The 24,085-nt window shown below is 41.3% G+C and carries 23 protein-coding genes and 1 riboswitch; of the genes, 9 read left to right on the top strand and 14 right to left on the bottom strand.

All coding sequences use genetic code 11. The features are described 5' to 3' along the window. Positions 1 to 117: 117 nt before the first annotated feature. The 3 genes from DFO72_RS17745 (at position 118) to DFO72_RS17735 (ending at position 2,572) form a co-directional block, all read left to right on the top strand. Positions 118 to 756 carry a FusB/FusC family EF-G-binding protein gene (locus DFO72_RS17745; RefSeq protein ID WP_113883525.1) on the top strand — a complete coding sequence of 213 codons (639 nt, stop codon included), beginning with the start codon at positions 118 to 120 and terminating at the stop codon, positions 754 to 756. 187 nt (positions 757 to 943) lie between these two features. Beyond that, positions 944 to 1,561: a DUF47 domain-containing protein gene (locus DFO72_RS17740; protein WP_009331529.1), complete on the top strand. Its 618-nt coding sequence runs from the start codon at positions 944 to 946 to the stop codon at positions 1,559 to 1,561. A 12-nt stretch (positions 1,562 to 1,573) separates the two neighbouring features. Continuing rightward, on the top strand, positions 1,574 to 2,572 hold the full coding sequence (locus tag DFO72_RS17735; RefSeq protein ID WP_113883526.1) for an inorganic phosphate transporter: 999 nt from the start codon (positions 1,574 to 1,576) through the stop codon (positions 2,570 to 2,572). Between the two features lie 35 nt (positions 2,573 to 2,607). On the opposite strand, the gene DFO72_RS17730 is transcribed toward DFO72_RS17735, so the two are convergent. Both DFO72_RS17730 and DFO72_RS17725 read right to left on the bottom strand, forming a co-directional pair. Next, positions 2,608 to 3,267, bottom strand: a complete 660-nt coding sequence (locus DFO72_RS17730) for an HAD family hydrolase (RefSeq protein WP_113883527.1) — start codon at positions 3,265 to 3,267, stop codon at positions 2,608 to 2,610. A gap of 83 nt (positions 3,268 to 3,350) precedes the next feature. Beyond that, positions 3,351 to 5,021, bottom strand: a complete 1,671-nt coding sequence (locus DFO72_RS17725) for a M20/M25/M40 family metallo-hydrolase (protein WP_113883528.1) — start codon at positions 5,019 to 5,021, stop codon at positions 3,351 to 3,353. A 277-nt stretch (positions 5,022 to 5,298) separates the two neighbouring features. Between DFO72_RS17725 and DFO72_RS17720 the strand changes: the two genes are divergently transcribed. Both DFO72_RS17720 and DFO72_RS17715 read left to right on the top strand, forming a co-directional pair. Continuing rightward, positions 5,299 to 6,600: an NCS2 family permease gene (locus DFO72_RS17720; RefSeq protein WP_113883529.1), complete on the top strand. Its 1,302-nt coding sequence runs from the start codon at positions 5,299 to 5,301 to the stop codon at positions 6,598 to 6,600. Positions 6,601 to 6,742: 142 nt separating this feature from the next. Beyond that, positions 6,743 to 7,324, top strand: a complete 582-nt coding sequence (locus DFO72_RS17715) for a YitT family protein (protein WP_113883530.1) — start codon at positions 6,743 to 6,745, stop codon at positions 7,322 to 7,324. 34 nt (positions 7,325 to 7,358) lie between these two features. Here the strand turns inward: DFO72_RS17715 and DFO72_RS17710 are convergent, their stop codons facing one another. Next, positions 7,359 to 8,747: an L-cystine transporter gene (locus DFO72_RS17710; protein WP_113883531.1), complete on the bottom strand. Its 1,389-nt coding sequence runs from the start codon at positions 8,745 to 8,747 to the stop codon at positions 7,359 to 7,361. Between the two features lie 218 nt (positions 8,748 to 8,965). Beyond that, positions 8,966 to 9,781, bottom strand: coding sequence for a pyrroline-5-carboxylate reductase (proC, locus tag DFO72_RS17705; RefSeq protein ID WP_113883532.1), 816 nt, complete (start codon positions 9,779 to 9,781; stop codon positions 8,966 to 8,968). 131 nt (positions 9,782 to 9,912) lie between these two features. On the opposite strand from proC, the gene DFO72_RS17700 reads away from it, so the two are divergent. Continuing rightward, entirely contained in the window at positions 9,913 to 10,518 is a 606-nt protein-coding gene (locus tag DFO72_RS17700) for a DNA-3-methyladenine glycosylase (RefSeq protein WP_113883533.1), read from the top strand. A gap of 70 nt (positions 10,519 to 10,588) precedes the next feature. Here DFO72_RS17700 and DFO72_RS17695 read toward each other — a convergent pair whose 3' ends face one another. After that, positions 10,589 to 11,734: a cation:proton antiporter gene (locus DFO72_RS17695; RefSeq protein ID WP_113883534.1), complete on the bottom strand. Its 1,146-nt coding sequence runs from the start codon at positions 11,732 to 11,734 to the stop codon at positions 10,589 to 10,591. 292 nt (positions 11,735 to 12,026) lie between these two features. On the opposite strand from DFO72_RS17695, the gene DFO72_RS17690 reads away from it, so the two are divergent. After that, on the top strand, positions 12,027 to 12,260 hold the full coding sequence (locus DFO72_RS17690) for a hypothetical protein (RefSeq protein ID WP_113883535.1): 234 nt from the start codon (positions 12,027 to 12,029) through the stop codon (positions 12,258 to 12,260). 331 nt (positions 12,261 to 12,591) lie between these two features. Here DFO72_RS17690 and DFO72_RS17685 read toward each other — a convergent pair whose 3' ends face one another. Next, positions 12,592 to 13,809, bottom strand: a complete 1,218-nt coding sequence (locus DFO72_RS17685; RefSeq protein ID WP_113883536.1) for a homoserine dehydrogenase — start codon at positions 13,807 to 13,809, stop codon at positions 12,592 to 12,594. Positions 13,810 to 13,921: 112 nt separating this feature from the next. Further along, positions 13,922 to 14,023, bottom strand: a riboswitch (SAM riboswitch). A gap of 77 nt (positions 14,024 to 14,100) precedes the next feature. After that, positions 14,101 to 14,739: an NUDIX hydrolase gene (locus tag DFO72_RS17680; RefSeq protein ID WP_113883537.1), complete on the bottom strand. Its 639-nt coding sequence runs from the start codon at positions 14,737 to 14,739 to the stop codon at positions 14,101 to 14,103. Between the two features lie 214 nt (positions 14,740 to 14,953). Here DFO72_RS17680 and DFO72_RS17675 point away from each other — a divergent pair, with 214 nt between their 5' ends. Continuing rightward, positions 14,954 to 15,568, top strand: a complete 615-nt coding sequence (locus tag DFO72_RS17675; RefSeq protein WP_113883538.1) for a general stress protein — start codon at positions 14,954 to 14,956, stop codon at positions 15,566 to 15,568. 58 nt (positions 15,569 to 15,626) lie between these two features. Here DFO72_RS17675 and yhbH read toward each other — a convergent pair whose 3' ends face one another. Both yhbH and DFO72_RS17665 read right to left on the bottom strand, forming a co-directional pair. Further along, positions 15,627 to 16,799 carry a sporulation protein YhbH gene (gene yhbH, locus DFO72_RS17670; RefSeq protein WP_113883539.1) on the bottom strand — a complete coding sequence of 391 codons (1,173 nt, stop codon included), beginning with the start codon at positions 16,797 to 16,799 and terminating at the stop codon, positions 15,627 to 15,629. 304 nt (positions 16,800 to 17,103) lie between these two features. Beyond that, positions 17,104 to 17,289 carry a hypothetical protein gene (locus DFO72_RS17665; RefSeq protein WP_113883540.1) on the bottom strand — a complete coding sequence of 62 codons (186 nt, stop codon included), beginning with the start codon at positions 17,287 to 17,289 and terminating at the stop codon, positions 17,104 to 17,106. 116 nt (positions 17,290 to 17,405) lie between these two features. On the opposite strand from DFO72_RS17665, the gene DFO72_RS29570 reads away from it, so the two are divergent. After that, on the top strand, positions 17,406 to 17,546 hold the full coding sequence (locus tag DFO72_RS29570) for a hypothetical protein (protein ID WP_166672516.1): 141 nt from the start codon (positions 17,406 to 17,408) through the stop codon (positions 17,544 to 17,546). Between the two features lie 597 nt (positions 17,547 to 18,143). Here the strand turns inward: DFO72_RS29570 and DFO72_RS17660 are convergent. The 5 genes from DFO72_RS17660 to queG form a co-directional block, all read right to left on the bottom strand. Beyond that, on the bottom strand, positions 18,144 to 20,039 hold the full coding sequence (locus DFO72_RS17660) for a PrkA family serine protein kinase (RefSeq protein WP_009331560.1): 1,896 nt from the start codon (positions 20,037 to 20,039) through the stop codon (positions 18,144 to 18,146). A gap of 414 nt (positions 20,040 to 20,453) precedes the next feature. Beyond that, positions 20,454 to 21,203: an oxygen-insensitive NADPH nitroreductase gene (gene nfsA / locus DFO72_RS17655; protein ID WP_113883542.1), complete on the bottom strand. Its 750-nt coding sequence runs from the start codon at positions 21,201 to 21,203 to the stop codon at positions 20,454 to 20,456. 97 nt (positions 21,204 to 21,300) lie between these two features. Further along, positions 21,301 to 21,774, bottom strand: a complete 474-nt coding sequence (trmL, locus tag DFO72_RS17650; RefSeq protein ID WP_113883543.1) for a tRNA (uridine(34)/cytosine(34)/5-carboxymethylaminomethyluridine(34)-2'-O)-methyltransferase TrmL — start codon at positions 21,772 to 21,774, stop codon at positions 21,301 to 21,303. Positions 21,775 to 21,836: 62 nt separating this feature from the next. After that, on the bottom strand, positions 21,837 to 22,715 hold the full coding sequence (locus DFO72_RS17645; RefSeq protein ID WP_113883544.1) for an amidase domain-containing protein: 879 nt from the start codon (positions 22,713 to 22,715) through the stop codon (positions 21,837 to 21,839). A gap of 196 nt (positions 22,716 to 22,911) precedes the next feature. Further along, the gene (gene queG / locus DFO72_RS17640) at positions 22,912 to 24,048 is read right to left on the bottom strand and encodes a tRNA epoxyqueuosine(34) reductase QueG (protein WP_113883545.1); all 1,137 of its coding nucleotides are present in this window, start codon (positions 24,046 to 24,048) and stop codon (positions 22,912 to 22,914) included. Positions 24,049 to 24,085 lie beyond the last annotated feature (37 nt).

The raw sequence follows: 24,085 nt of genomic DNA, 5'->3' as shown, positions 1-24,085 counted from the left end.
AGTGCTTTTTCATATGCCAAGTTCATTTCCTAATCGTTTTAGACATTTACATTTTTATGTAATTCTTTTAAAGTGAAGGTGATATATAAAGGTGCTGAAGGTATAGGAGTGGGTATAATGGAACCTTTCATCAGGAATGATCAATTTAATTTTATTAAATATCAGACGCAAGTGCTAATTAATGGCCATGCATCTGTCAATGATACAGGAGTGCTGAATGCACTGAAATCTCTTTCTGCTGAGAAGGTATTTGGCCTTTTTGAAGAACTTAGCGAGGAACAAAAACAGCTTCTTTCTCAAGTCAGTGATATAAAAGAAAGAGATCAGGCTGATGCCTTCTTGGCACAAATAAAGGAATATGTAATACCGTTTGCATCATTGACGGAGCAATCCATCAAAAAGCTGTTCCCTAAAGCAAAAAAATTAAAGATACCAGCACTTGATAATATCGATTTCAGGGAAATAAGCTACTTAGGGTGGGACGACAAAGGCTCAAACAGGAAGTATATGATCAGTCTGCTGGATGGCAAACTTACTGGCATATATGGAACATTTAAACCGCTGGGCAAAAAAGGGATCTGTGCCATCTGCAGCAAATTCGAAGAAACAGGCATGTTCTTAACTGAAACCAAGGGTACTCGGTTGGGCACCTATACAAAAAAAGGGAATTACATTTGCCTGGACAGCCAGAAATGCAATGAGAATTTAAATTCACTGGAAAATCTTCATGATTTTATCAGAAGGCTTAAAGGATAGAGTATCCCCATAAAGAAGACACCGCCTAATTTGGCGGTGTCTTCTTTATGGTATGAAAAGGCTCATCGTTTATTCTCATTAAACTGGGGAATATTACTGTAATAAAAAAAACTATCATATTTTGTCGATTTCGTATAAAATAATGACGTTTGATTGAATTTTTCCTAAAATAATTGGGGGTAAAAAAATGGTTTTTAAGAAGAAGGACAAGTTTAACACATTGTTAAGCAACATTTCCGTGAATTTAAAGGATAGTGCAATTTACTTTGCCGATTATAAAATTAACAATGTCAGTGATTTAAAAACCTTTTCAAAAACAATGAAGGATTATGAAACAAAAGGCGATTCCTATGTTCATGAAGTCATTAAGGAATTAAATAACGCTTTTATTACGCCGATTGAAAGAGAAGATATCCTCCACCTCGCTATGAGCATGGATGATGTGCTCGATGGTTTTGAGGAATGTGCTGATTTATTTGAAATGTATTCCATGACACAGGCTGATGAGTTTATGCTGAAGTTCGTGGATGCAATTAAGAATTGTGCAATTGAAATTGAAAAATGCGTGGAACTTCTTTCAACTAAGAAATTACTGCAGATCAGAGAGCATGCAATCAAAATTAAAGATTACGAATCCAAATGTGATGGAGTCCGCCGTCAGTCAATCAAGCATCTTTTTGCTACTGAAAAAGATCCAATCCGGATTATCCAGTATAAAGAAATATATGAAACTCTGGAAGATATTGCTGACAGCTGCCAGAATGTCGCCAATACGCTCGAAACCATCATCATGAAAAATGCTTAAGGGGCGATAACAATGGATGCAGTATTTATTATTACAATCTTAATTGTCATTGGAGCTCTGGCATTTGATTTTATCAATGGATTTCATGATACGGCAAACGCAATAGCTACCTCTGTCTCCACTAAGGCTCTTAAACCAAGGCATGCCATCATATTGGCTGCCGTCATGAACTTTGTTGGTGCCATGACATTTACTGGGGTGGCCAAAACCATAACAAAGGATATAGTGGACCCATTCACTTTGCAGAATGGTTCACTTGTCATTCTGGCCGCTTTAGCTGCTGCGATATTCTGGAACCTGCTGACGTGGTATTATGGCATCCCAAGCAGCTCCTCCCATGCGATCATAGGGTCGATTGCCGGTGCTGCGATTGCGGCAGCAGGATTTTCAGCTTTAAATTACCAGGGATTTTTAAAAATTCTTCAAGCACTTATCTTTTCGCCGTTAATTGCCTTTACAGTCGGTTTTATCGTTTACAGCATCTTCAAGATTGTCTTTAAACACAACAATCTTACAAAGACAAACCGGAACTTCAGGCTGTTTCAAATTTTCACAGCCGCTCTGCAATCATATACACATGGAACAAATGACGCCCAAAAAGCTATGGGTATTATTACAATGGCACTTATTGCAAACAACTATGTCACTTCAACTGATATTCCATTTTGGGTACAGTTTTCCTGTGCATTAGCTATGGGTCTTGGGACTTCCATCGGAGGCTGGAAAATAATCAAAACGGTTGGTGGAAAAATCATGAAAATCCGGCCGATAAATGGAGTGGCAGCAGACTTAACAGGTGCAATGATCATTTTTGGCGCAACATTTATCCATTTGCCAGTCAGTACTACTCATGTTATCTCCTCTTCTATCCTGGGTGTAGGGTCTGCCCACAGGCTTAAAGGAGTAAAGTGGGGAACAGCGCAGAGAATGCTTATTACATGGGTAATCACCCTGCCGATTTCTGCAACTTTAGCTGGCATTGTTTATTTAATCTTGAATGCCATTTTCTAATAAAAAAAAGGAGCAGGCTGAGCCCGCTCCTTTTTTTAACCCTTGCCTTTCCCCATTACCAGTTCATCAATAGGTATTTCAGAAAAAGCCTTATACCGCAAAACCTTTTCATGGAAGGAAAGAAAATGTGTAACATCATTTGGAACAGCCGCACAGTGCATTCCTGCCTGAACAGCGGCAAGTGATCCATTTACGGAATCTTCAATGGCCAGACTTTCCTCCGGCTCGACGCCTATTTCTTCAAGTGCTTTTATGTAAAGAGCCGGGTCAGGCTTTACTTTTTCAACATCTTCTTTTGTTTTGATGGTTTGAAAATGACCCTCAATTCCAAAATGGTCTAAATAATGCTTAACCCAAACCCTGCCGGAGCTGGATGCGACTCCAAGCTTAAGGCCTTTTTCAGTGCACTTTTCTATTAGGTCCTGAATCCCTTCCCTCAGAATTAAAATATCCCTTTGGCTCTGGAATGCTTTTTCTGTTTTCTCCTGTATAGATTCACGATTCATTTGAATACCTAATTTACTATCAATATAATCAAATAAAATATCATCTGTGGTGCCAATGCCCTTGGCAAAATCCTCAAGGTGAAGCTCAAATTCATAATCTTCAAACAGGACTTGTTTAAAGACCTCATACCATAAAGATTCTGTGTCTACAATGGTTCCATCAAAATCAAAAATTACAGCCTTGATCATTCTGCCACCGCCTCCTGATTTCTTTCCTTACATTAGACGCTATTGGCTATATTAAAGTTACTTTTTGAAGCAAGCCGGGAAACTTAGCTTCCCGGCTTTTGAAGTATTCTTCTTGTAAGCTTTCGGATAATCTCAGGCAAAACTTCAAAAGTATATGGTTTATAGACCCGCTCGGTCCACTTATGGCCAGCCTTCCCATAAACTCCAAGGTTAATGACAGGAATATTTAAATCCCGCATTGCCTTTAATGGAATTGGAAAAAGGCTTTTTATAGCAGGAAAGTTCTTTTTAAGGGATTGTATATCCTCATCCGAGCCATCGAAGGATAAAAAGCTTCCATCAGATAAGTATGGGAAATATTTACGGACCTTGAATATCTCACCTGTTTTCTTAGCCTCTTCAGCAAGCACTTCCTCCAGACGACTTTTTAAAAATATTCCTCTTTCTGTACTTATATCAACCGTGTTGGCGGGAAGAAAAGGTGTTCCATAAAATAAGATTACTCTAGGTTTTTTCTCAGGGTCTGATTGATGGAGAGCTTCTACAATATCAAAAGCAATCATTCTGGCATCAGTTTCTTTTAGTGAGCTTTGCTTCTTTGCTTCTTCCATAACACTCACTGTATCTATTCCCTTTTCTTCAAGATATGCCAGAAAGTCCTCTAAAGCCATCACTTCTGTTCCCCAGTCCAGCTGTCTTTCCGGCAGCTTATTGACAGTCCGAAAATCTTTGTAAGCACCTTCCAGCCTGTGTTCCACAGCAATGGACGCATCTTCAGCAATCATCCTCAGTTCTTTCGAAAGCTGCTTCAGTGGCTTTTCATAGAAAAAGTAATTGAAGTAAACCCTGGAGCCAACTGCCGTCTGAACGTCATAGCGTTGTTTATCATCCCTCATATATAAACAGCTTGGAGGAAGCACCAGCTCTCCCTCAAGCTTCTCAGTCAGCTGAAAATTCTGGCTTATCCGTGCAGTCAGCTCCGCAGCAATTAATGTAGGATCAATTCCCGCCAGACTTTCACCCGCATGGGCTTCCCTTCCAAAAATAGAGAAACACGGCAGGATCTTTCCTGCTGTACCGGTGTATACATACTTCGTGGTGTCCCTATCATACAATGGCGAGATAAAATCATTATTTATAGCAGCCATATATTCCAGGTTCATTTTTTCTTTCAGTAATTGCAATTCGGAAAGTGCAGCTCTGCTTCCTTTATGCTCACCCTCCTCATCAGCATTGAACATGACAAGCAAATTTCCTTCCAGTTCATCGCGATTTTCACAGAAATACAGCAGATTGGCAAGGTGAACAGCAATTCCGCTCTGCATATCCAATGCCCCTCTGCCAAAAAGCCACTCATTAGATCGGGCATCTTCCTGTACTTCTGAATCTGAGTCATACTGTACAAAAAAATCCTGCAGTTCGTCCGGGTCATGTGCCAGGCTCTGAATTGGTCCAAAATCTTCTATGCCGACCGTGTCCAAATGAGCCAGATAAATTATGGTCTTTTGGGCCCTGGTACGTCCCTTGAGGAAGGCAAAAACATTCTTGCGTCCCAATTTATCACCAGGTATTTCCTGGGACCAAACTAAATTTTCATTGTCTTTAAAAGATGGGTAAGAACGGATAATCTCCTCTAAAAAGTCAGCCTTTTGCCTTTCTCCATCTGAATGGTTATAACTCTTCAACTGCACAAGGGCCTTCGTTAAATATTCGGCCTGCTGACTCAAGTTCATTGTTTTTAGATTCTCAAACATAAGCCAACCCCATTTCGTTTTCATTTGACATTAGTTTATAGGCATACTCCATTGATTATCAACACATTTTGATTTAATGGCCGTTTCACGGAAAGCTAGTTTCGTAATCAATGCTTTTTTCTATATATAAGGATGAAACCGCCAATATATAGAATAATACCATTAAGGTCTTGAAATCTATATCAAAAACGAATATTATATTATTTGTGCTTTTTAAACGTTCGTATTTAATTACACATAACACCTAAAAGAAGTTTTAGTTTATGGGGGACTTTATATGTTCAAATTAAAAGAAAATCAAACAAACGTAAAGACCGAGGTTCTGGCAGGCATCACCACTTTCTTAACTATGGTTTATATTGTGGTCGTTAACCCTGTCATATTATCTGATGCAGGTGTACCTTTTGAGCAAGTCTTTTCCGCAACCATTATCGCAACCGTTGCAGGTACTCTTTGGATGGCGCTTTTCGCCAATTATCCGATTGCCATCGCGCCAGGAATGGGCCTGAACGCCTATTTTGCCTACTCCGTTGTCGGCACACATGGAAATATTGATTACATGACTGCATTCTCAGCAGTATTTATTGCAGGTATTATCTTCATTATATTGTCGCTTACCCCTTTCCGGGAAAAACTGATCATTGCGATACCAGATAATTTAAAGCACGGCATTACTGCCGGAATCGGCTTATTTATTGCATTTATCGGCTTGCGGTTAACCGGGCTGATTACAAGCCACCCGACAAATCTTGTTGCACTCGGGGATTTGCATTCTCCACAATCCATTCTTGCTCTGGTCGGCCTTGCTGTGACTTTAATTCTCATGACACTCGGGATTAATGGGGCTTTATTTTTCGGAATGATTCTCACAGCCCTGATTGCCTTCTTTACCGGTCAGCTCTCTTTTGACCAAGGATTTGTTTCACTGCCTTCGCTTCCGGATGGAATCATCATTTTAAATCCATTCGAAGCAATTGGAGATGTTATCCAGCATAGTTTATACGCAGTAGTTTTCTCCTTCCTGCTTGTAACGATTTTTGATACGACTGGAACGATGATCGGGGTTGCCCAGCAGGCTGGATTAATGAAAGGCAAAACGATGCCTAGAGCTCGCGAGGCGCTTTTGTCAGATTCCATCGCTACTTCAATCGGTGCCATGTTTGGTACAAGCCCGACTTCAGCTTATATTGAATCTTCCACAGGTGTGTCAGCCGGCGGAAGAACAGGATTAACAACCTTGACCGTTGCAGGTTTATTCCTGCTTTCAGCTTTCTTCGGACCGCTTGTCAGTGCGGTTTCAGGTCTTGCTGCCATTACTGCACCAGCCCTGATCATCGTTGGAAGCCTGATGATGGGCAGCATTTCACATATTAAGTGGAATGAACTTGATGAAGCATTCCCTGCATTCCTGATTATCTTAAGCATGCCGCTGACATCCAGCATTGCTACAGGAATTGCGCTTGGATTTATCGCTTATCCGCTTATGAAAGTGGTAAAAGGCAAATGGAGAGAAGTTCATCCGCTGGTTTATTTATTTGCAGTGTTATTCTTTTATCAGCTAGCTTTCCTGCCTCACTAAAAAGAAAAGCTGAGGCTCGCCTTATAACAAAAGCTTGTCCAAACCGGACAAGCTTTTTTGTTTTTGTTTTTTAACGCTTCTATTTAATACCTGACCATTCATATTCTATAAGTATAGAATGGACAAGTTAGGGTGATAGCTTATGTATGAAAAGCTGTTTGCAACTTTAATAGGAAGTTTATTATTAGGCATAGGCATTAACTGCTTCCTTGTCCCCCACCATTTGCTTGATGGGGGCATTATTGGCATTGGGCTGATCCTCCATTATTATTACGAGCTTCCCACTGGATTGAGTATGATTATCTTAAGCATTCCATTATATGTACTTGCCTGGTTTTATGAGAAAAAATATTTTTTCTATAGCCTGCACGGCCTCCTGATATCATCCTTCATTATTGATTTGCTTTCTGCTATGCGAGGTCATTTTGAGCTTTCCATATTGCCAAGCTCGATTTTAGGGGGCTGCCTGGTCGGTTTTGGGATAGGCCTTATGCTCCGTTATGAAACCAGCACAGGGGGGACAGACCTGCTTGCACAGCTGATGACAAAGCTCCTCCCTATCAATATCGGCGCTTTGATATTTGTAATTGATGGAGTGGTCATTTTGAGCGGTTTAAAAATTGTCGGTATTGAAAAATTCCTGTACTCGTTTATCACAATTATATTTGTTGGCGCCATGACATCGTTAACAATTATAAGAAAAGAGCAGAATATCGTTAAATGAAAAAAGCGACAGGTGGCGGCACCTGTCGCTTTTCTTATGCTTCTGCTTCTATTTTTTCATTCAAGTCGCTATAAAGATTTCCATCAATTTCACCGGTGATACGGCTCGTTAAGATGCCGGAGGTCATGGATCCGCTGACGTTAACAGCTGTGCGTCCCATGTCAATCAGCGGTTCAATAGAGATCAGCAAGCCGGCCAGTGCAACTGGCAGGTCAAGGGCAGATAATACAAGGATCGCTGCGAACGTCGCACCGCCGCCGACCCCTGCCACACCAAAGGAGCTGATCGCTACAATGAGAATGACGGTAAAAATAAAACCTGGTGACAGCGGGTTAATGCCCACAGTCGGAGCAATCATTACCGCCAGCATTGCCGGATAGATTCCAGCACATCCATTTTGGCCGATGGAAAGACCAAATGATCCTGCAAAGTTGGCAATTCCTTCAGGTACACCCAGTGACTTTTGTGTTTTAATGTTCAATGGCAATGCACCGGCACTTGTTCTAGATGTAAAGGCAAATGTTAATACAGGAAATGCTTTTTTCATATAGGTGATTGGATTTAAACCGCTCAATGTTAAAAGCAGCAGGTGGATCAGGAACATAATGGCAAGTGCTACATATGAAGCAATAACAAATTTACCTAAATTTAAAATGGAGTCGAAATCACTCATGGCAACGGTTTTTGTCATAATGGCCAAAACACCGTAAGGAGTCAAGCGTAAGATTAATGTAACAACACGCATGATGATGGCATAGAATGCATCCACAATTTTAGCGAAAAGTTCAGCCTGCTCTGGTGATTTCCTTCTCACACCCAGATAAGCAATTCCTAAAAAGGCAGCAAAGATAACAACTGAAATGGTTGATGTTGGTCTTGCCCCTGTAAAGTCAAGGAATGGGTTTGCCGGAAGCAAATCCAGCATTTGCTGAGGGAACGTTCTTCCTTCAATGCCCTGATAAGTTTCTTCCAGCTGTTCCCCGCGGGCTGTCTCTGCATCGCCTCCGCTGATTTGGACTGCCTCCAAGTCGAAGCCGACAGCTGTGGCAATTCCGACAGCGGCAGCAACTGCAGTTGTACCTACCAGCAGCCCAAGGATAAGCACACTGATTTTTCCAATATTATTTGTTAATTTAAGCTTAGTAAACGCACCTAAAATAGAAATGAAGACTAATGGCATTACAATCATTTGCAGGAATTTGACATAACCCCCGCCTACCAAATTAAACCAGTCTGCAGATTTGGCAATGATCTCAGCACCCGGTCCGTAAATCAGCTGAAGTGCGAAACCAAACAAAATCCCTAATCCAAGCGCTGTAAACACACGCTTTGAAAATGAAAAATGCTTTTTTTGCATAAAGAACAATACGCCTATAAGCAGAAGCAATATGGCAATATTTAAAACTAAAAGTCCTGTACTCATGGACTGAATCCTCCCCAATAGATGTTTTCATAATGACTTACTATAATACATGTATTCCTATGAGTCAAGTCGGAATTAAAATTTAAATTTTCTTATTATATATTCTATTTTGCCGTGAAATGTTCATTGTTTTCTCTTTTGCTGTGTGCCTAAATTTCAAGAAGTATTAGAAAACCCGCCAGGTGTATAACTGCCGGGTTTAGGTTAATAAATCCTATTTATCTATTTTTTCCGGAAAGGGCCTTTGTTTTTTCAAAACATTGTTCCATTGCACTCATCACCGCTGCACGGAATCCTTTTCTCTCCAGTTCGGCAACGGCTTCAATCGTCGCCCCTCCTGGAGTACAGACCTCATCCTTTAATTCCGCAGGATGCAGACCCGTTTCCAGCACCATCTTGGCTGCCCCCAAAACAGCCTGGGCTGCGAGCTGATAAGACTGGTCACGGGGCAAACCAGATTTTACACCGCCATCTGCCAAAGCTTCAATGAACATATAGGCATAAGCCGGAGAAGAACCGCTGATAGCGGGAATGGCGTCCATCATCTTTTCTTCCATAACAGCTGCTTTTCCAATACATGAAAATATTTTTACCACTTCTTCCAAATCATCTGGAGATACTGATTCATTTGCGGAAAGGACACTCATTCCTTCGCCTACTAATGATGGCGTATTAGGCATGGTGCGAACTGCTCTAATTTTCCGGCCAAATGACTGTTCCAGAAAGGAAAGGCTGATTCCGGCTGCAATGGTTATGATGATGGCATGGGAACGAATGCTATCTTTAATCTCATCAATAACTTCCCCATGTACATCAGGCTTAATAGCCAAAAACAGTATATCCGCTTCTGCCGCTGCTCCAATATTGGAAAGGCGTGTTTGTATATTCCACCTGCTTTTTACATCCTCAAGCGTCTTCTCCGTTCTCGCTGAAGCAATAATCTGGCTTGGATTTACCAAATTGGATTTGAGTATTCCTCCAATTATAGCCTGAGCCATTTTTCCACATCCGATAAAACCGATATTTTTATTCATAATGCCCACATCCTGTATAGTATTTCCTTTTGCTATTATACTGCAGGTATGGTTATGAAAAAATAGCAAAGGGTAAAAACATAAGACTCGATGCTGCAACACTAATAAAATAATGTTTGGAGAGATTGAACTTGAAAGATATAAAACCATATGCCCCTCTGCCAGATGACTTCTTTCAGCAGCCGACACTGCTATTGGCGGAGGCACTGCTGGGCTGCTTATTGATCAAAGAAACTGAAGAGGGCATTGCCTCAGGCTATATCGTTGAGACAGAGGCATATATGGGCCCGGAAGACAGGGCAGCTCACAGCTTTGGAAACAGGAGAACAAAGCGGACCGAAATCATGTTCAATGAACCCGGATTTGTCTACACGTATGTGATGCATACCCATTGTTTAGTTAATGTTGTGAGCGGCCCAAAGGAAAAACCGGAAGCTGTATTGATCAGGGGAATTGAACCTGTAGACGGGCTTTATTTAATGAAGAAAAGACGAAAAATGGATGATCTTAAGAACCTCACTAATGGACCTGGTAAATTAACCAAAGCTCTCGATATTACAATAGATGATTATGGCCGGCATTTTACAAGCCCCCCTCTTATGATTGCTAATGGAATTCCTCCCGGGAAAGTCACACACGGAAAACGAATCGGAATTGATAATTCCGGTGAAGCACGGAATTATCCCTGGAGATTTTGGATTGCTGAAAATCCTTATGTTTCACGGAGCAGGAAGTAGGATGAAGAAATTAATAAACAGCAACCGGAAAAACTCTTCAAAACAAGAGGTTTTCCGGTAATTTTTATTGCTACTGACTGGAATTCCTCTGCACCCGTGAATGAATCCAGAATGATAACTGAAACAGCAGCATGCCGACCAAAGCTGTAATCAGGATATAAGCCCCTGCAAATACTTTAAGGCCCCCTGTGGCCAATCCAGCAATAATTACAGAGAATTCTCCCCTTGATGATAATGATAAACCCACCTTAAGAGCTTCCTGTTTCGATAGGCCATACCATTGGCCTCCAAAATATCCTGCAGCAAGCTTGTGAATGATGGACCAGATAACAATAATAACCAGAAGACCCAGAGAAGGAATTTCTTCATTAAATTCAAGCGAAAGTCCGAAATTCAAGAAGAAAAATGGAAGAAACAAATTCCTGACGGGAAGTACAACTTCCTCTGTTTTTTCTTTTACCTCCGTTCCGGCAAGAATGATGCCGGCAAGAAATGCGCCAATAACCTCTGACAGCCCCAGAAATACTGCAAATCCGCCATAGGTAATCGCAACTCCGAGAACAAGAATCAAAAAGGAATCTTCATGAGCAACTTTCTTCATCCAATGCTGGGCCTTATGAAGAACTATTCTGCTCATCCAAACTGCAGTGCCGGCAAGAAGAGATACCTTCAGAAAAATAAACAGAAAATCTGAAGCGGAAAAACTATTTCCACCGCTTAGCCCAATCAGCACGGTCACAAGAATCGGGGCAGCGAGGTCTTCAAAAATCAGAAGAGAGAGCATATATTTAGAATCTTTATCTTCAAGGCGATTCTTTGATTCCAGCAGCTTAACAGTAATTGAAGAACTAGTTGCATATACGATTCCGGCAATCAATAAAGAGACAAACATATTTTGACCTGCAGCATAGGCAATTCCCGCAGTCACTCCCACTCCCAAAAAAACATCCAATAGCCCGGATTTCCAGACCTTCCTTCCGTTATTCCTTAATTCACGCACAGAGAATTTGGTGCCAAGCAGAAAGAAAAGCAGAATCAAGCCAATTTCACCTGCAGCTTCAATTAATTTCGCCTCTTTGTAGAATCCAAAAAAACCGATGCCAGCTCCTAAAATAATATAAATTACGATATCGGGAATTCTTAAGATCTTAATCCCGATTATGGCAGTTATATAAAGGGCAATAAAAATGAGCCCAATTGCAAGAGGCAAATTCATATTCCGTATTTCATCCTTTTCTGAATCTGTATTTTTACGGACTTCAATACCCTCTTTGTCTGAATTTCACTCCTGTCAGTTAGATCCAAAATCGGATAGAACAAATTGTGTACTTCCCTCCAAGGATTGTTTTTTCGATTGTGCTTAATCTCGGCAATGAATACTAAAATATTGATATAGAGAAAATTCGACAGGTCCCTGGCACCAATAAAATTTGTCGATAAAAAAACAAGCTATATTACTGGACTTTTTTTATTAAAGCGTTTATTTTACTATAAAAAGGCAATATTCTATGTATAAGTTCAATAAAACGGAATGGGATGGTGTTACGATGGCAGACAAGAAAAATGTTAAAACTCCCGGCAAAGATCTCAATATTGGTGCGAATGTTTCATTAAACGGCCTGGTAACAGCTGTTTTTGATAATATGGTCCATGTCCAGATTGGTGCTAAGATTGTAACGGTCCATGTAAAAGACCTTTATTCTGGATTAAATAAACCTTTATTAAAAAACCAGCAGGCATAAAGTGAAACTTCAATCAGTGGGGGGGCTTTATACCCCACTGATTGTAAGTTGAGGCCCACAGGAAGTGCGGATTACAAAGACGTTGACACAGGAAAAGGAAAGCTGCGGCAGCGATGCATAGCTTTTTGGAGGACGTGGCGTTTTTAGTCTTTGTTCTGCTGTCTGGCCTTTATGGGCAGTTGGACTCCCGCTTACCTCTTTCGATTCCTCTGAGTCTTGAAGAGGGGGGCATACTGCCCGTTAGACTTCGATAACATCCACCATCTCTAAACATACTTCAGGAGGGGCAGCTCATAAGCTTGCCCCTCCTGTTTTTCATTATGTTTTCAGGTTATACTGTTTGTACCTGTTTATTTTCCTTTGCAGCCGGAGCATAGTCTCCAAGCACCTGATAAGCCTTCAAATCTGATGTATCTAATAATGACACAGCTTCCAATGATGCCTTAAAGATGAATACTTCTTTTGACACTTTGCTGATTATTTCACACCCCTCAGGCAATTCCGCTTTATCAGCATCACCCCAAATAATCCAAACTGGCTCGTAAATAACAGTTCCCTCCGGCCTGCCTTCCTCAAAGACTGAAGGAATATCCCCTCTGCCTACATGAATCAAATCTTCAATAATTGCGCTAGCTGTCGGAAACATGCCGGCTCCAGGACCCTGCAAGCTGATATTCCCGACTATATCCGCATCAATTGAAACTGCATTTTGCACTCCTTCTACTCTGTACAAGGGATGTTCCTCCCCCGTCAAGACCGGTTTTACAGTACAGCGGATAGTATCTTTTTCCCTCTCAATTGATGCTACATGTTTAAATTTCAGTCCCAGGGAATCAGCCATACGAATTTGTTCAATTGTAATGTCAGTAATGCCTTCTCTAACAGATTTTCCTTGCGCCGGTGCTTTCCCAAACACCAGCTCACTCAGAACAACCGCTTTGTAAAAAGCGTCATATCCTTCGATATCATTTTTGGGATCGGCTTCTGCATATCCTTTTTCCTGAGCTATTTTCAGTGCTTCTTCAAATGATAAGTTCTCTTCGCGCATACTTGTCAAAATGAAATTCGATGTGCCATTTAAAATTCCTTCTATCCGTTCAATCTTGTTGGCATTCAGCAGCTGCTTAATAGTCTGAATTATAGGGATTCCGCCTCCTACTGTTGCTTCGAATCCTAATGATACATTATTCTCTTTTGCGAGCCTAGTAAGCTCACTTCCATGGAATGCAAACATCTCCTTATTTGCTGTAATGACATGGCATCCTCTCGATATTGCCTGGCGCAGATACGTATACCCTGGTTCCCTGCCAACAATGGCATCAATTACGACATCAAGCTTAGGAAGGTCAATAATATCTTGAAAGTCATCAGTTAAAAGCACCTCATCATCAGGCACAGAATGCTTACTCACATTTTTGACAAGGATGGCAGAGACCTTCACTTCTTTCCCGAATATTGCCTGAAGCCTTCCCTGATGTTTGCTGATCGTTTCATACACTCCTTTTCCAACTGTTCCAAACCCCAATAGCCCAATCGTTATCGCTGACATTTCTCATTCCTCCTGGTTCATGTTTAAAGTACAGATACTTATAAAAACAAAAAACCCCTTCCGTCTATTACAGACAAGAAGGGGTTTGAATTTACTTTCCGTTCATTCCGCCTTCTTATCTTCGGAAAATGATTTCCTCTGAATTTGGCACCGTGCATAAATGCTGGTTGCCGAGGCTTCATAGGGTCAGTCCCTCCGCCTCTCTTGATAAGAAGTTTCTAAGTATTCAATTTATATGAATCATAAACATTTATAAGGACTGCGTCAACCTTTTTTGAAAAAATATTTTCTTCAAACGCTTTCATTTTCCTCGAAATCTTCAATAATGATTTCAAGAAAATGCTTAAGAATTCTGGCAGTCATCCCCCAAATAACCTTATCCTCAAAAAAGTAAAATACTTCTTCTACTTTCCTTGTCTGCCAATTGTAATTTTCGCCTCCGGCAATCAAGTCAAAAGGAAAATTTTCTTCGGGCTCTACTTTAAAATTCACGTGATACGTTTCCGGCTTTACTTTTTTTAGAAAGGAAAGAGGCACGGTAAAAACTTCTTCTACTTCGTCAGGGTTTGGCACGATCTGATCAGGATTATGGATAATACCTGCATAAGGGTAAATAATTTGTCCGAAGGAAATCATGTAATCCAACGGGGACACATCTGTGATGCTGTCTTCACTTATGCCAAGTTCCTCTGAGGTCTCACGGATGGCCGTATGCTCCTCATCCCTGTCTTCCGGATCTATTCTTCCGCCGGGGAAACAGACCTCCCCAGGCTGCCTTCTCATTGTAAGTGAACGCACCTCAAAAAGGACATGTGTCTCCTTATTCATCTCAACAAGCGGAAGCAAAATAGCGAATTTTGAAAATCGCTCACTCCCTAAAACGACTGGGGTCCTGTTACTTAATCTTTTAGCCAGTTTCTCAATCTCCATATCCCCACCTCCAGCAGCAATTCCAATTTATTGGCTATTACCTTTATCATACTGTATTTACTGTGTTTTATTAATTCATACGGCTTGTACCATGTAATGATCCAGGACAGTCTATTATTTTGATGACTGTCCGCCCTTCAAAATATAAAAGAAAGTTTCTCCTCCTGCAATTCAGGGAAAATAGAAAATACAATATGACATGAGGAGTGAAAACATGAAGAAAAATATATTAGTAGGCGGGTATGATACACAGGAAGAGCTGAGAGATGCTATTGAAGGGGCAGAGTCAAACGGGTATCAGAAAGACAACCTGGTGATTGTTTCAAAAGATGGTGCGAATCTTGAAAGCTTTGCAGACAATTATGGAGTGAACTTGCGAATAGTCGGATCCCAGGAGCTCGGCAATCAGCGCTTTCTTGATTCAGTGAAAGCCCTTTTTATGGGAGAAAATCCAGCCACAAGTTCAGGAATGGATCCTGATAAAAAAGATGGTACACGGTTTGATGACCATGACCTGGATAAATACGCAAGCATGGTGTTTGATGGAAAATATGTCTTAATCGCAGATTACTACGGGAACTATCCTACTTCCCAGGAAGACAATCAAACGATCAGTGCTGTAGACTCAGAAGGAAACCTCGAAAGCGCTTCAGCACGGGAAGTTGTCCATAAAGCAGATATCAAAACACTGGCAGATAAATCCAGCAACTCATGTGCTGCCGATCATCAGGAAATCAATCGTGTTCACTTTTCCCCCAAGTCTCTTGATGTGAAAACCAGTGCTGAATTAAACTGGGATGATCGGCTTACAAAGGAAAGGCTCAAATAGCAATTGGCCCCCCGTATGGGGTCTTTTTTTAGAAATAAAAAAGAGAGGTTCCCCTCTCTTAAGCATACTTCTTCTTATCTTCCTCCTCTTTGAAGAAACTCTTCATTGCATGGAATACATCTGCTTTTTGCTTAAGGATATAATAGCGAAAATCCTCATTTTTAATATTTTTATAGGCTGACATCAGGGTTGAGTGGCGGTTATACTGGTTGACCTCGCCGTATCCGAACATATTGGACACCTTCATCAGGTCTTCCACAAGCTTAACACAGCGGGCATTGTCAGAGGTCAGGTTATCACCGTCCGAAAAGTGGAAAGGGTAAATATTATATTTGCGCGGGTCGTATTTGACATCAACCAGTTCAAGCGCTTTACGATAGGCAGATGAACAAATGGTTCCCCCGCTTTCTCCTTTTGAGAAGAAGTCCTCTTCTGAGACCACCTTTGCTTCAGTATGATGGGCAATAAATTCTATCTCAACTGTCTCATATTTGGTCCTCAGGAACCGGGTCATCCAGAAGAAAAAGCTTCTGGCCATATACTTTTCCCAAATCCCCATCGAGCCGCTCGTATCCATCATTGCAAGCACGACAGCCTTTGAATCAGGCTTTACAATTTCATTCCAGGTCTTAAACTTCAAATCTTCCTTATAAATTGGGTGGAAAGCTGCCTTTCCATTCATTGCATTGCGCTTGAATGCCGACATCATAGTCCGTTTCTTATCAATATTACCCATTAATCCAGTCTTTCTGATATCATTAAATTCAATGTCCTCTACCAGATTTTCATCCTGCTCTTTTCTTTTTAAGTTAGGCAATTCCAATTGTTTAAATAAAGCTTCTTCAATTTCCATCAGTGATACTTCTGCTTCAAAATAATCCTCGCCTGCCTGGTCGCCTGCCCCTTGCCCCTTTCCGGGCCCTTTCTGGCTGCCGGATCCATCACGTGCCACTACATCTCCAATCTGGCTATCTCCATCGCCTTGGCCGACATGTTTGTTTTTATCATAGTTATAACGGATTTTGTATTCATCCAATGAGCGAATTGGAATCTTCACCACTTCCCGCCCATTCGACATTACAATGTTTTCTTCCGTTATTAAATCAGGCAAATTGTTGCGGATTGCTTCCTGGACTTTATCCTGATGACGCTGCTGGTCATCATAGCCTTTGCGATGGAGGGACCAATCTTCTTGGGAAATCACAAACTGATGGTTATTGACATTCGTCATGTTAACCCCTCCTTTTAAATTAAATTTCACATATTACAGCTTTCCAACATACAATATCGCGAGTGTCAAAAAATGATGAAACATCCCCAATTCAGCTGTCTGCCTTCTTTTCATAGACTCATTTCCTGGCAGCAAATTTGTTATTAATGCTCCAATACAAAGAAATGTTTATTACTCTATCATATGCGAGAAGACAAAATAATTTACAAATAATTTTGACAATAAGACATTCGCAGCATCTCTTGGACAAGCCCATTTTTTCATATGGGAATCTGCCTATTTAAACAAAAATGAACCTCCGCGGTTAGCGAAGGTTCTTGTCCTTGTTTTTATGCTGAATGGGATCGGGATATTTATCATAATCCTCTTTTAATTCTTTATTTGTCCGCAAATTTTCCATCTGCTTACCCAGATTTTCCATTTCTTCAATATTCTCTGCCATTGAGCTGTTTCTCGGTGTATAATCCTTATCTAATTCTTTCTTTTTCATGAATATCACCTCTGCTGTATTTATACCCCCAATTGGACTTATCTAAACTTTTAGGCAGATTCAGCTGCATAAAAATGGCCAAGCGAAAATAGGATTATACTAAAGGGGGGATTTTTATGAGCGAAATCCTTTGCTGCGGCTGGTGTGGCGAATTATCACTGTATGATCGGACAGTTTATCTTGAAAACAAGCCAATTTGTCCTGAATGCCAGAAAAAAAAGAAAGAAGCTGCACTAAATATAGAGAAAAATGGATGAAGGGGGCTTTCAGGGCCTCTTTTTTGGGGGTATTTTTACTGGAATCTATCATTTTTGATACATTTAGACCGTTTACATTCCGGTTCTGATTTTTTTTATTGCGCCGCTTCACCAATTATTTGCGCCGATACATGTTTTGCGCTGTAACCCGTGTTATTTACCTTTTCCCATTTTTCATTGCGCTTTCGTATCATAATTGTGCCAGGATCCAGCTGATTTGCGCTGCCCAATTTGATTTTTGCGCCGCAACCCTTGTTATTTACGCCTTTCCTATCTTTTATTGCCTCTCGTATCATAATTGCACCGGGATTCAGCTGATTTGCGCTCCCCAATTATTTTTGTGCCACAACCCGTGTTAATTTCGCTTCCTCATTCTTTATTGCCTCTCGTATCAAAATTGCGCCGGAATCCAGCTAATTTGCTCTGCCCAATTGATTTTTGCGCCACAACCCGTGTCATTAGCGCCTTCCTCATTCTTTATTACGCTCTCCTAAAATGATTGCGCCTGTACTATACTTATTCGCCCCCCACCTCATTCTGCTCTTTTATTCATCCGCAAAAATAAGCCTGGCAGCAACTCTGCCAGGCCCTTCTTTTTTAACGATTCAGCAAGCTTCCGACATAGCGGAGCAGTTCGTTTGCTGATGTTGAGTTATAGCCATGTTCGTCAATTAATCTTGCTACAACTTCATTCACTTTCTTCAGCTGCTGCTCATCCGGCGTTTTTGAAGATGTGGTGATCTTCACGACATCTTTCAGGTCAGCGAAAAGCTTCTTTTGGATAGCTTCACGCAGACGGTCATGTGAATTATAATCAAAGCGCTTGCCTTTTCTTGCGTAAGCTGAGATACGGATGAGGATTTCCTCCCTGAATGCTTTTTTCGCATTCTCAGAGATACCGATCTGCTCTTCGATTGAGCGCATCAGCTTTTCATCCGGACTGATTTCCTCACCGGTTAATGGGTCGCGCAGCTTCGCTTTATTGCAGTATGCTTCAACATTATCAAGGTAGTTTTCCATAAGCGTTTTCGCAGATTCTTCATAAGAATAAACAAATGCCTTTTGTACTTCTTTCTTAGCAATATCATCATACTCTTTGCGGGCCAGAGAAATAAAGTTCAGGTATCTTTCCTTCAGTTCTGGAGTAATGGATGGATGCTGATCCAATCCTTCTTTAAGTGACCGCAATACATCCAGGGCATTGATGCTTGTGATATTTTTGCGGATGATTGTAGAAGAGATTCTGTTGATGACATAGCGCGGGTCAATACCGCTCATGCCTTCATCTGCATGCTCTTTTTTCAATTCTTCCACATCAGCCCTGTTATAGCCTTCAACGCTCTCTCCATCATACAAACGCATTTTTTTAACTAAGTCTATATCGCCTTTTTTCGGATCCTTCATGCGGGTTAAAATCGTAAACATCGCTGCAACCCTCAGGGTATGCGGTGCAATATGCACATTGGAAACATCGCTTTCACGGATCATTTTATCGTAAATCTTCTCTTCCTCAGAAACCTTTAAATTATATGGGATTGGCATAACGATAATTCTGGAATGCAGAGCTTCATTCTTTTTATTGGAAATGAATGAACGATACTCTGTTTCATTCGTGTGAGCAACAATTAGCTCATCTGCCGAAATCAAGGCGAAGCGGCCAGCTTTAAAGTTGCCTTCCTGAGTCAGGGATAATAAATGCCATAAAAATTTCTCGTCGCACTTCAGCATTTCCTGGAATTCCATCATTCCTCGGTTTGCTTTATTTAGTTCCCCATCGAAACGATAGGCACGAGGATCTGATTCTGAACCATATTCTGCAATGGTTGAAAAGTCAATGCTTCCAGTCAGATCGGCAATATCCTGAGATTTTGGATCTGAAGGGCTAAAGGTTCCAATCCCCACCCTGCGGTCTTCTGAGAAAATAATTCTTTCGATTAAAACATCTTCTATGCGGCCGCCATACTCCTGTTCGAGACGCATACTATTCAATGGCGAGAGGTTTCCTTCAATTCTTATTCCATATTCATCATGAAAGTCCTTGCGGAGGTGATGAGGGATTAAATGAAGCGGATCTTCATGCATTGGACAGCCCTTAATAGCATAGACCGCTCCCCTATCAGCGTGAGAATATTGCTCTAAACCTCTCTTTAGCATTGTCACTAAAGTTGATTTACCGCCGCTGACCGGCCCCATTAATAAAAGAATCCTTTTGCGGACATCGAGGCGTTTGGCAGCAGGATGGAAATACTCTTCTACCAGCCTTTCCAATGCTTCTTCTAATCCAAAGAGCTGATTGCTGAAAAATTGATATCTTTTTTGCCCCTTCACTTCTTCGACACCGGCATCCTTAATCATATTATATACCCGTGAATGTGCTGACTGGGCAACCCATGGCTTCTCTTTAACAATTTCTAAATACTCTCCAAAAGTCCCTTCCCATTTAAGCTTTTCTTCCTCGTGTCTGTACATCTCAATTTTTTTTAGAATATCCATAAGGACCTCCCCCTGTCGCATTATCAGAGACGATTAATATACTCTATGCGCCCCGGCAATCGAACATGCGTAAACTATTGAGAGTTTGGTTTGTACTTTTTACGGGAATTAATTATAAGGAACACTTTGCTGCGCGATCTAACTGTAAAAAAAACTCCATACTTTTCATTCACAGTTATTCATTTTTGGGCTATAATAAGCTTATATTTACATGCTTGCCTATTGAGATACCGCTAAAGGAGGATTACATATACATGGGTACAATTATTATTATCGGTGTAATGGTTGCTTTCCTTGCTGCTATTTTCGCTGCTGGTTATGATGACAAGCCAGGCGTAAACAAAAAATAAGCTGCTGATCATTCAGCAGCTTTTTTCTTATTTAGAGGGCAAACTCTTGGTATTTCAATATACCCTACCTTAAATCCATTTTTTTCTTCTGTACAAAATCCTTCATATACATTCGTGTCTGCTTTTCGAGCATGCCGGCGATTTGACCAGTCCACGTGTCATTCCGCTTGCCGCCCGTACGCTCAGCATAATACTCTGAAATGATTTTATTATACATTTTCAGCTCTTCGCGGTAGGCAGTTTCATCCTGCTTGTATTCATTTTCATGGTATATATGCTGAAGAGGCAGCCTTGGTTTTTTATCGTTCTTTTTGGAAGGATAGCCAACAGCCAGTCCAAACAAAGGAATTACGCGATCCGGTGTTTTTAAAAGCTCAGCTACACCTTCAAGATTGTTTCTTATTCCGCCAATATAGCAGATTCCCAATCCCAGCGATTCAGCAGCAACCGCAGCATTCTGTGCAGCCAATGCTGCATCAATGACAGCCACCATAAATTTCTCTGTGCTTTCAATGGAAGGAATTACATTGATATTTTCCATTTGTCCCATGACTTCATGACGATGCAAATCAGCACAAAATACGAAAAAATGGCCATTTTCCGCTACATAATTCTGATTGCCTGCAAATTCAGCAAGTTTCGCTTTCTTTGCTTTATCGGTAAGACCGATTATTGAATAGGCTTGAACAAAACTTGAGGTGGACGCACCTTGAGCAGAAAGTACAATCGTTTCTATCTGTTCTTCGGATAGAGCCCTGTCTTCAAAATTCCGCACGGAGCGATGGTCCATCAGCAAATTGGTCACTTCATTCATCACATCTCATCCTTTCCATATGTACTTTTTCATTTTACCCAGAAAGGAAAGGATTCTCCAAAGGAAAAGGCCCGAAAAATACCAGGCCTGCTGTTTCCTATTTTAAATGCAAGTAGTCCAGCTGCCGCAGTGCTTCATAAACAAGAATGGCTGCAGTGTTGGATAAGTTAAGCGAACGGACTTTATCGTTCATTGGAACCCTTAATGCGCGCTCTTTGTTGCTTTCAATGATATTCTTCGGAAGGCCCGTCGTTTCTTTGCCGAAAATAAAATAATAATCCTTCCCGACATTGCTGTAATCGAAACTGGAATGCGGCTTGGTGCCATACTTCGTTAAGTAGAAGTATTCACCGCCTTCACTGCTTTTAAAAAAATCGTCCAATGATTCATGATAGACGATCTTTACAAATTGCCAATAATCCAAGCCTGCACGCTTCAGCATTTTATCTTCCGTCGAGAAGCCAAGCGGCCGGATCAGATGCAATGTCGTATCAGTAGCCGCACAAGTACGGGCTATATTACCAGTGTTGGCCGGAATTTCCGGCTGATATAATACTACATGCAATCCCACTTTTTTCACCTCTAAATTAAATCTGCATGTGTTATTATATCACTTTGAAATCACCATACAAATTACTGGTCATCTGCTATAGACAAAAATTTATATTTAATATTCGGTGTATAGGCTGTTGAATCCTCATAAGCCCAATAACGCATTCGGCTGTTATAAGTATGAGCATTGACCAGGGGCATTCCCGAGGCATCTTTTCCCGTCACGATCGTTGTATGGTCAAATCGTCCGTCTCCCTGAAAATCATAGCAAATAACATCTCCAATTAAGAGCTGATCCGGACTGGAGACTTCCTCCGCTCTTAACCCAGCATTCGAACTCGGCAGATACCACCGCAATGAATTCGCTACTGTCCAGCTGTAGCTCCAATTCCCGCTTCTCATCCACCACCCTTTTCCGCGGTTAGGATACCCCCTCATCGGGCCGCCGCCTACATGAAGGCACTGTGAAATATAATTGGTGCAATCCACTTCAAATTTTTTATAAGCCGGATTATAGCTGTTCCACCATTTTTCTGCATACTGCACTGCTCTCATGCGGTCATACTCATACTCAAGCCTTACTTCCTCTCCATATTCTTGGTCTTGAGACGCTTCATCTTTTTGAATCTCTTTAAAAGGGTTTTTCTCCCGATCCTCGACAAACACTCCCTTATAAAAGTCGGCTATGCGCTCTTCAATTTCTTCTTCCATATAGAATACGTCTTTTTGCTTAATTAAATATTTAAAGTGAACTCTGTATTCAACCTGCTTAACATCATCCTGCTCCCTTCCAACCGTGATCACTTTTCCGGTTGCCTGGGCTTTAACAATCTCACCGGACCGGCCGGAAAGAGATTCTTTCTTCTTTTCAATTTTAGGGCAGGTATGAATTGAACTTCTTGAATGGGAAACGCACTGCTGCACTCTTTTTATTAACAGCTCCTGAAGCTGGTCCCTCACGCATCTCACTCCTCTCCTATTCAATACATATGAAAGGAAGCAGAGGACTTTGCTTAATTTTTCGTGCAATATAACAGTAAGTCAGCCGGACTGAACAGTTTCTCTGCATTTGAATTTTTCCCTTTGCATATTGCACCGAGAAAAAAATTAAATTTTTCCATAAAAATGGCCATAGAAAAAGAGGGAGATTCCTCCCTCATCGTTTTTCAATAAAACTTAAACCTTTTTCAATCTCAGCAATGACCTCTCCGTCTTTTTCCTGCTGCAAAGCCTGTTCCAGGGCAGCAAGTGATTTCTCACCGCCAATTTTCCCGAGTGCCCAGGCAGCCGTACCACGGATCACCGGCCGAGGATCTTCTGTCATGACTTTAATCAGATCTTCTACAGCTGTTTCATCTTTATAGTGAGCCAAGGCAATAATGGCATTCCGCTGGATCGGCTTTTTACCTCTCCAGGAGCCTGAAACCGGGCCATATTTTTCTTTAAATTCCCGGTTGCTGATAAATAGAAGCGGCCTTAAAAGCGGCTTTGCCACTTCCGGATCCGGCTCCATCTCTTCGTGCAGATGAAAATCCTTGCCTTTATTTTCAGGGCATACGGTTTGACAGGTATCGCACCCATAAAGTCTGTTCCCCAGTTTTTCTCTATATGGCTCTGGAAGAAAGCCTTTTGTCTGCGTCAGAAACGCGATGCACTTCTGTGCATCAAGCTGACCTCCCTGAATTAAAGCACCAGTAGGACAGACGTCTACACATTTATTGCAGCTGCCGCATCTGTCTTCCATTGGTTTATCCGGCTCAAATGGCAGATTCGTTATCATTTCTCCAAGATAGACATAAGATCCGAATTCAGGTGTGATGATAGAACAGTTCTTTCCGCTCCAGCCAATTCCGGCACGCTGCGCTACGGCCCGATCCACAAGCTCACCTGTATCCACCATGGATTTGCATATCGCCTCAGGGATTCTTGACTGAATGAATCCCTCAAGTTTCTGCAGACGTTCCCTCAAGATATGATGATAGTCTTTCCCCCATGAAGCGCGGCAGAAAATTCCTCTTCGTTCACCTCTTTTGCTGACAACTCTGACCTTCATTTTGGAAGGGTAAGCAACAGCTATTGAGATAATGGATTTGGGCTTGTCCAATAGCAGGCCCGGATTCACTCTCTTCTCAATATCAGGCTCTTCAAATCCTGATTGATATTGAAGTTCCTGCTGACGAATCAGTCTATTTTTCATCTCATCAAAAGTGCCGGCTGCTGTAAAACCGATTTTATCTATACCAATTGTTTTGCTGTATTCAATCACTTCCTGCTTGAATTGGGCAAAATTCATTGTATAACCTCCTTTCATGAAAATTACATTTATATGA

Origin of the sequence: Cytobacillus oceanisediminis (assembly GCF_004366035.1) — a bacterium.
Lineage (GTDB): Bacteria > Bacillota > Bacilli > Bacillales > Cytobacillaceae > Cytobacillus > Cytobacillus oceanisediminis_C.
Note: the sequence above shows the minus strand (reverse complement) of the source record. Positions and strands in the feature narration are given on the sequence as shown.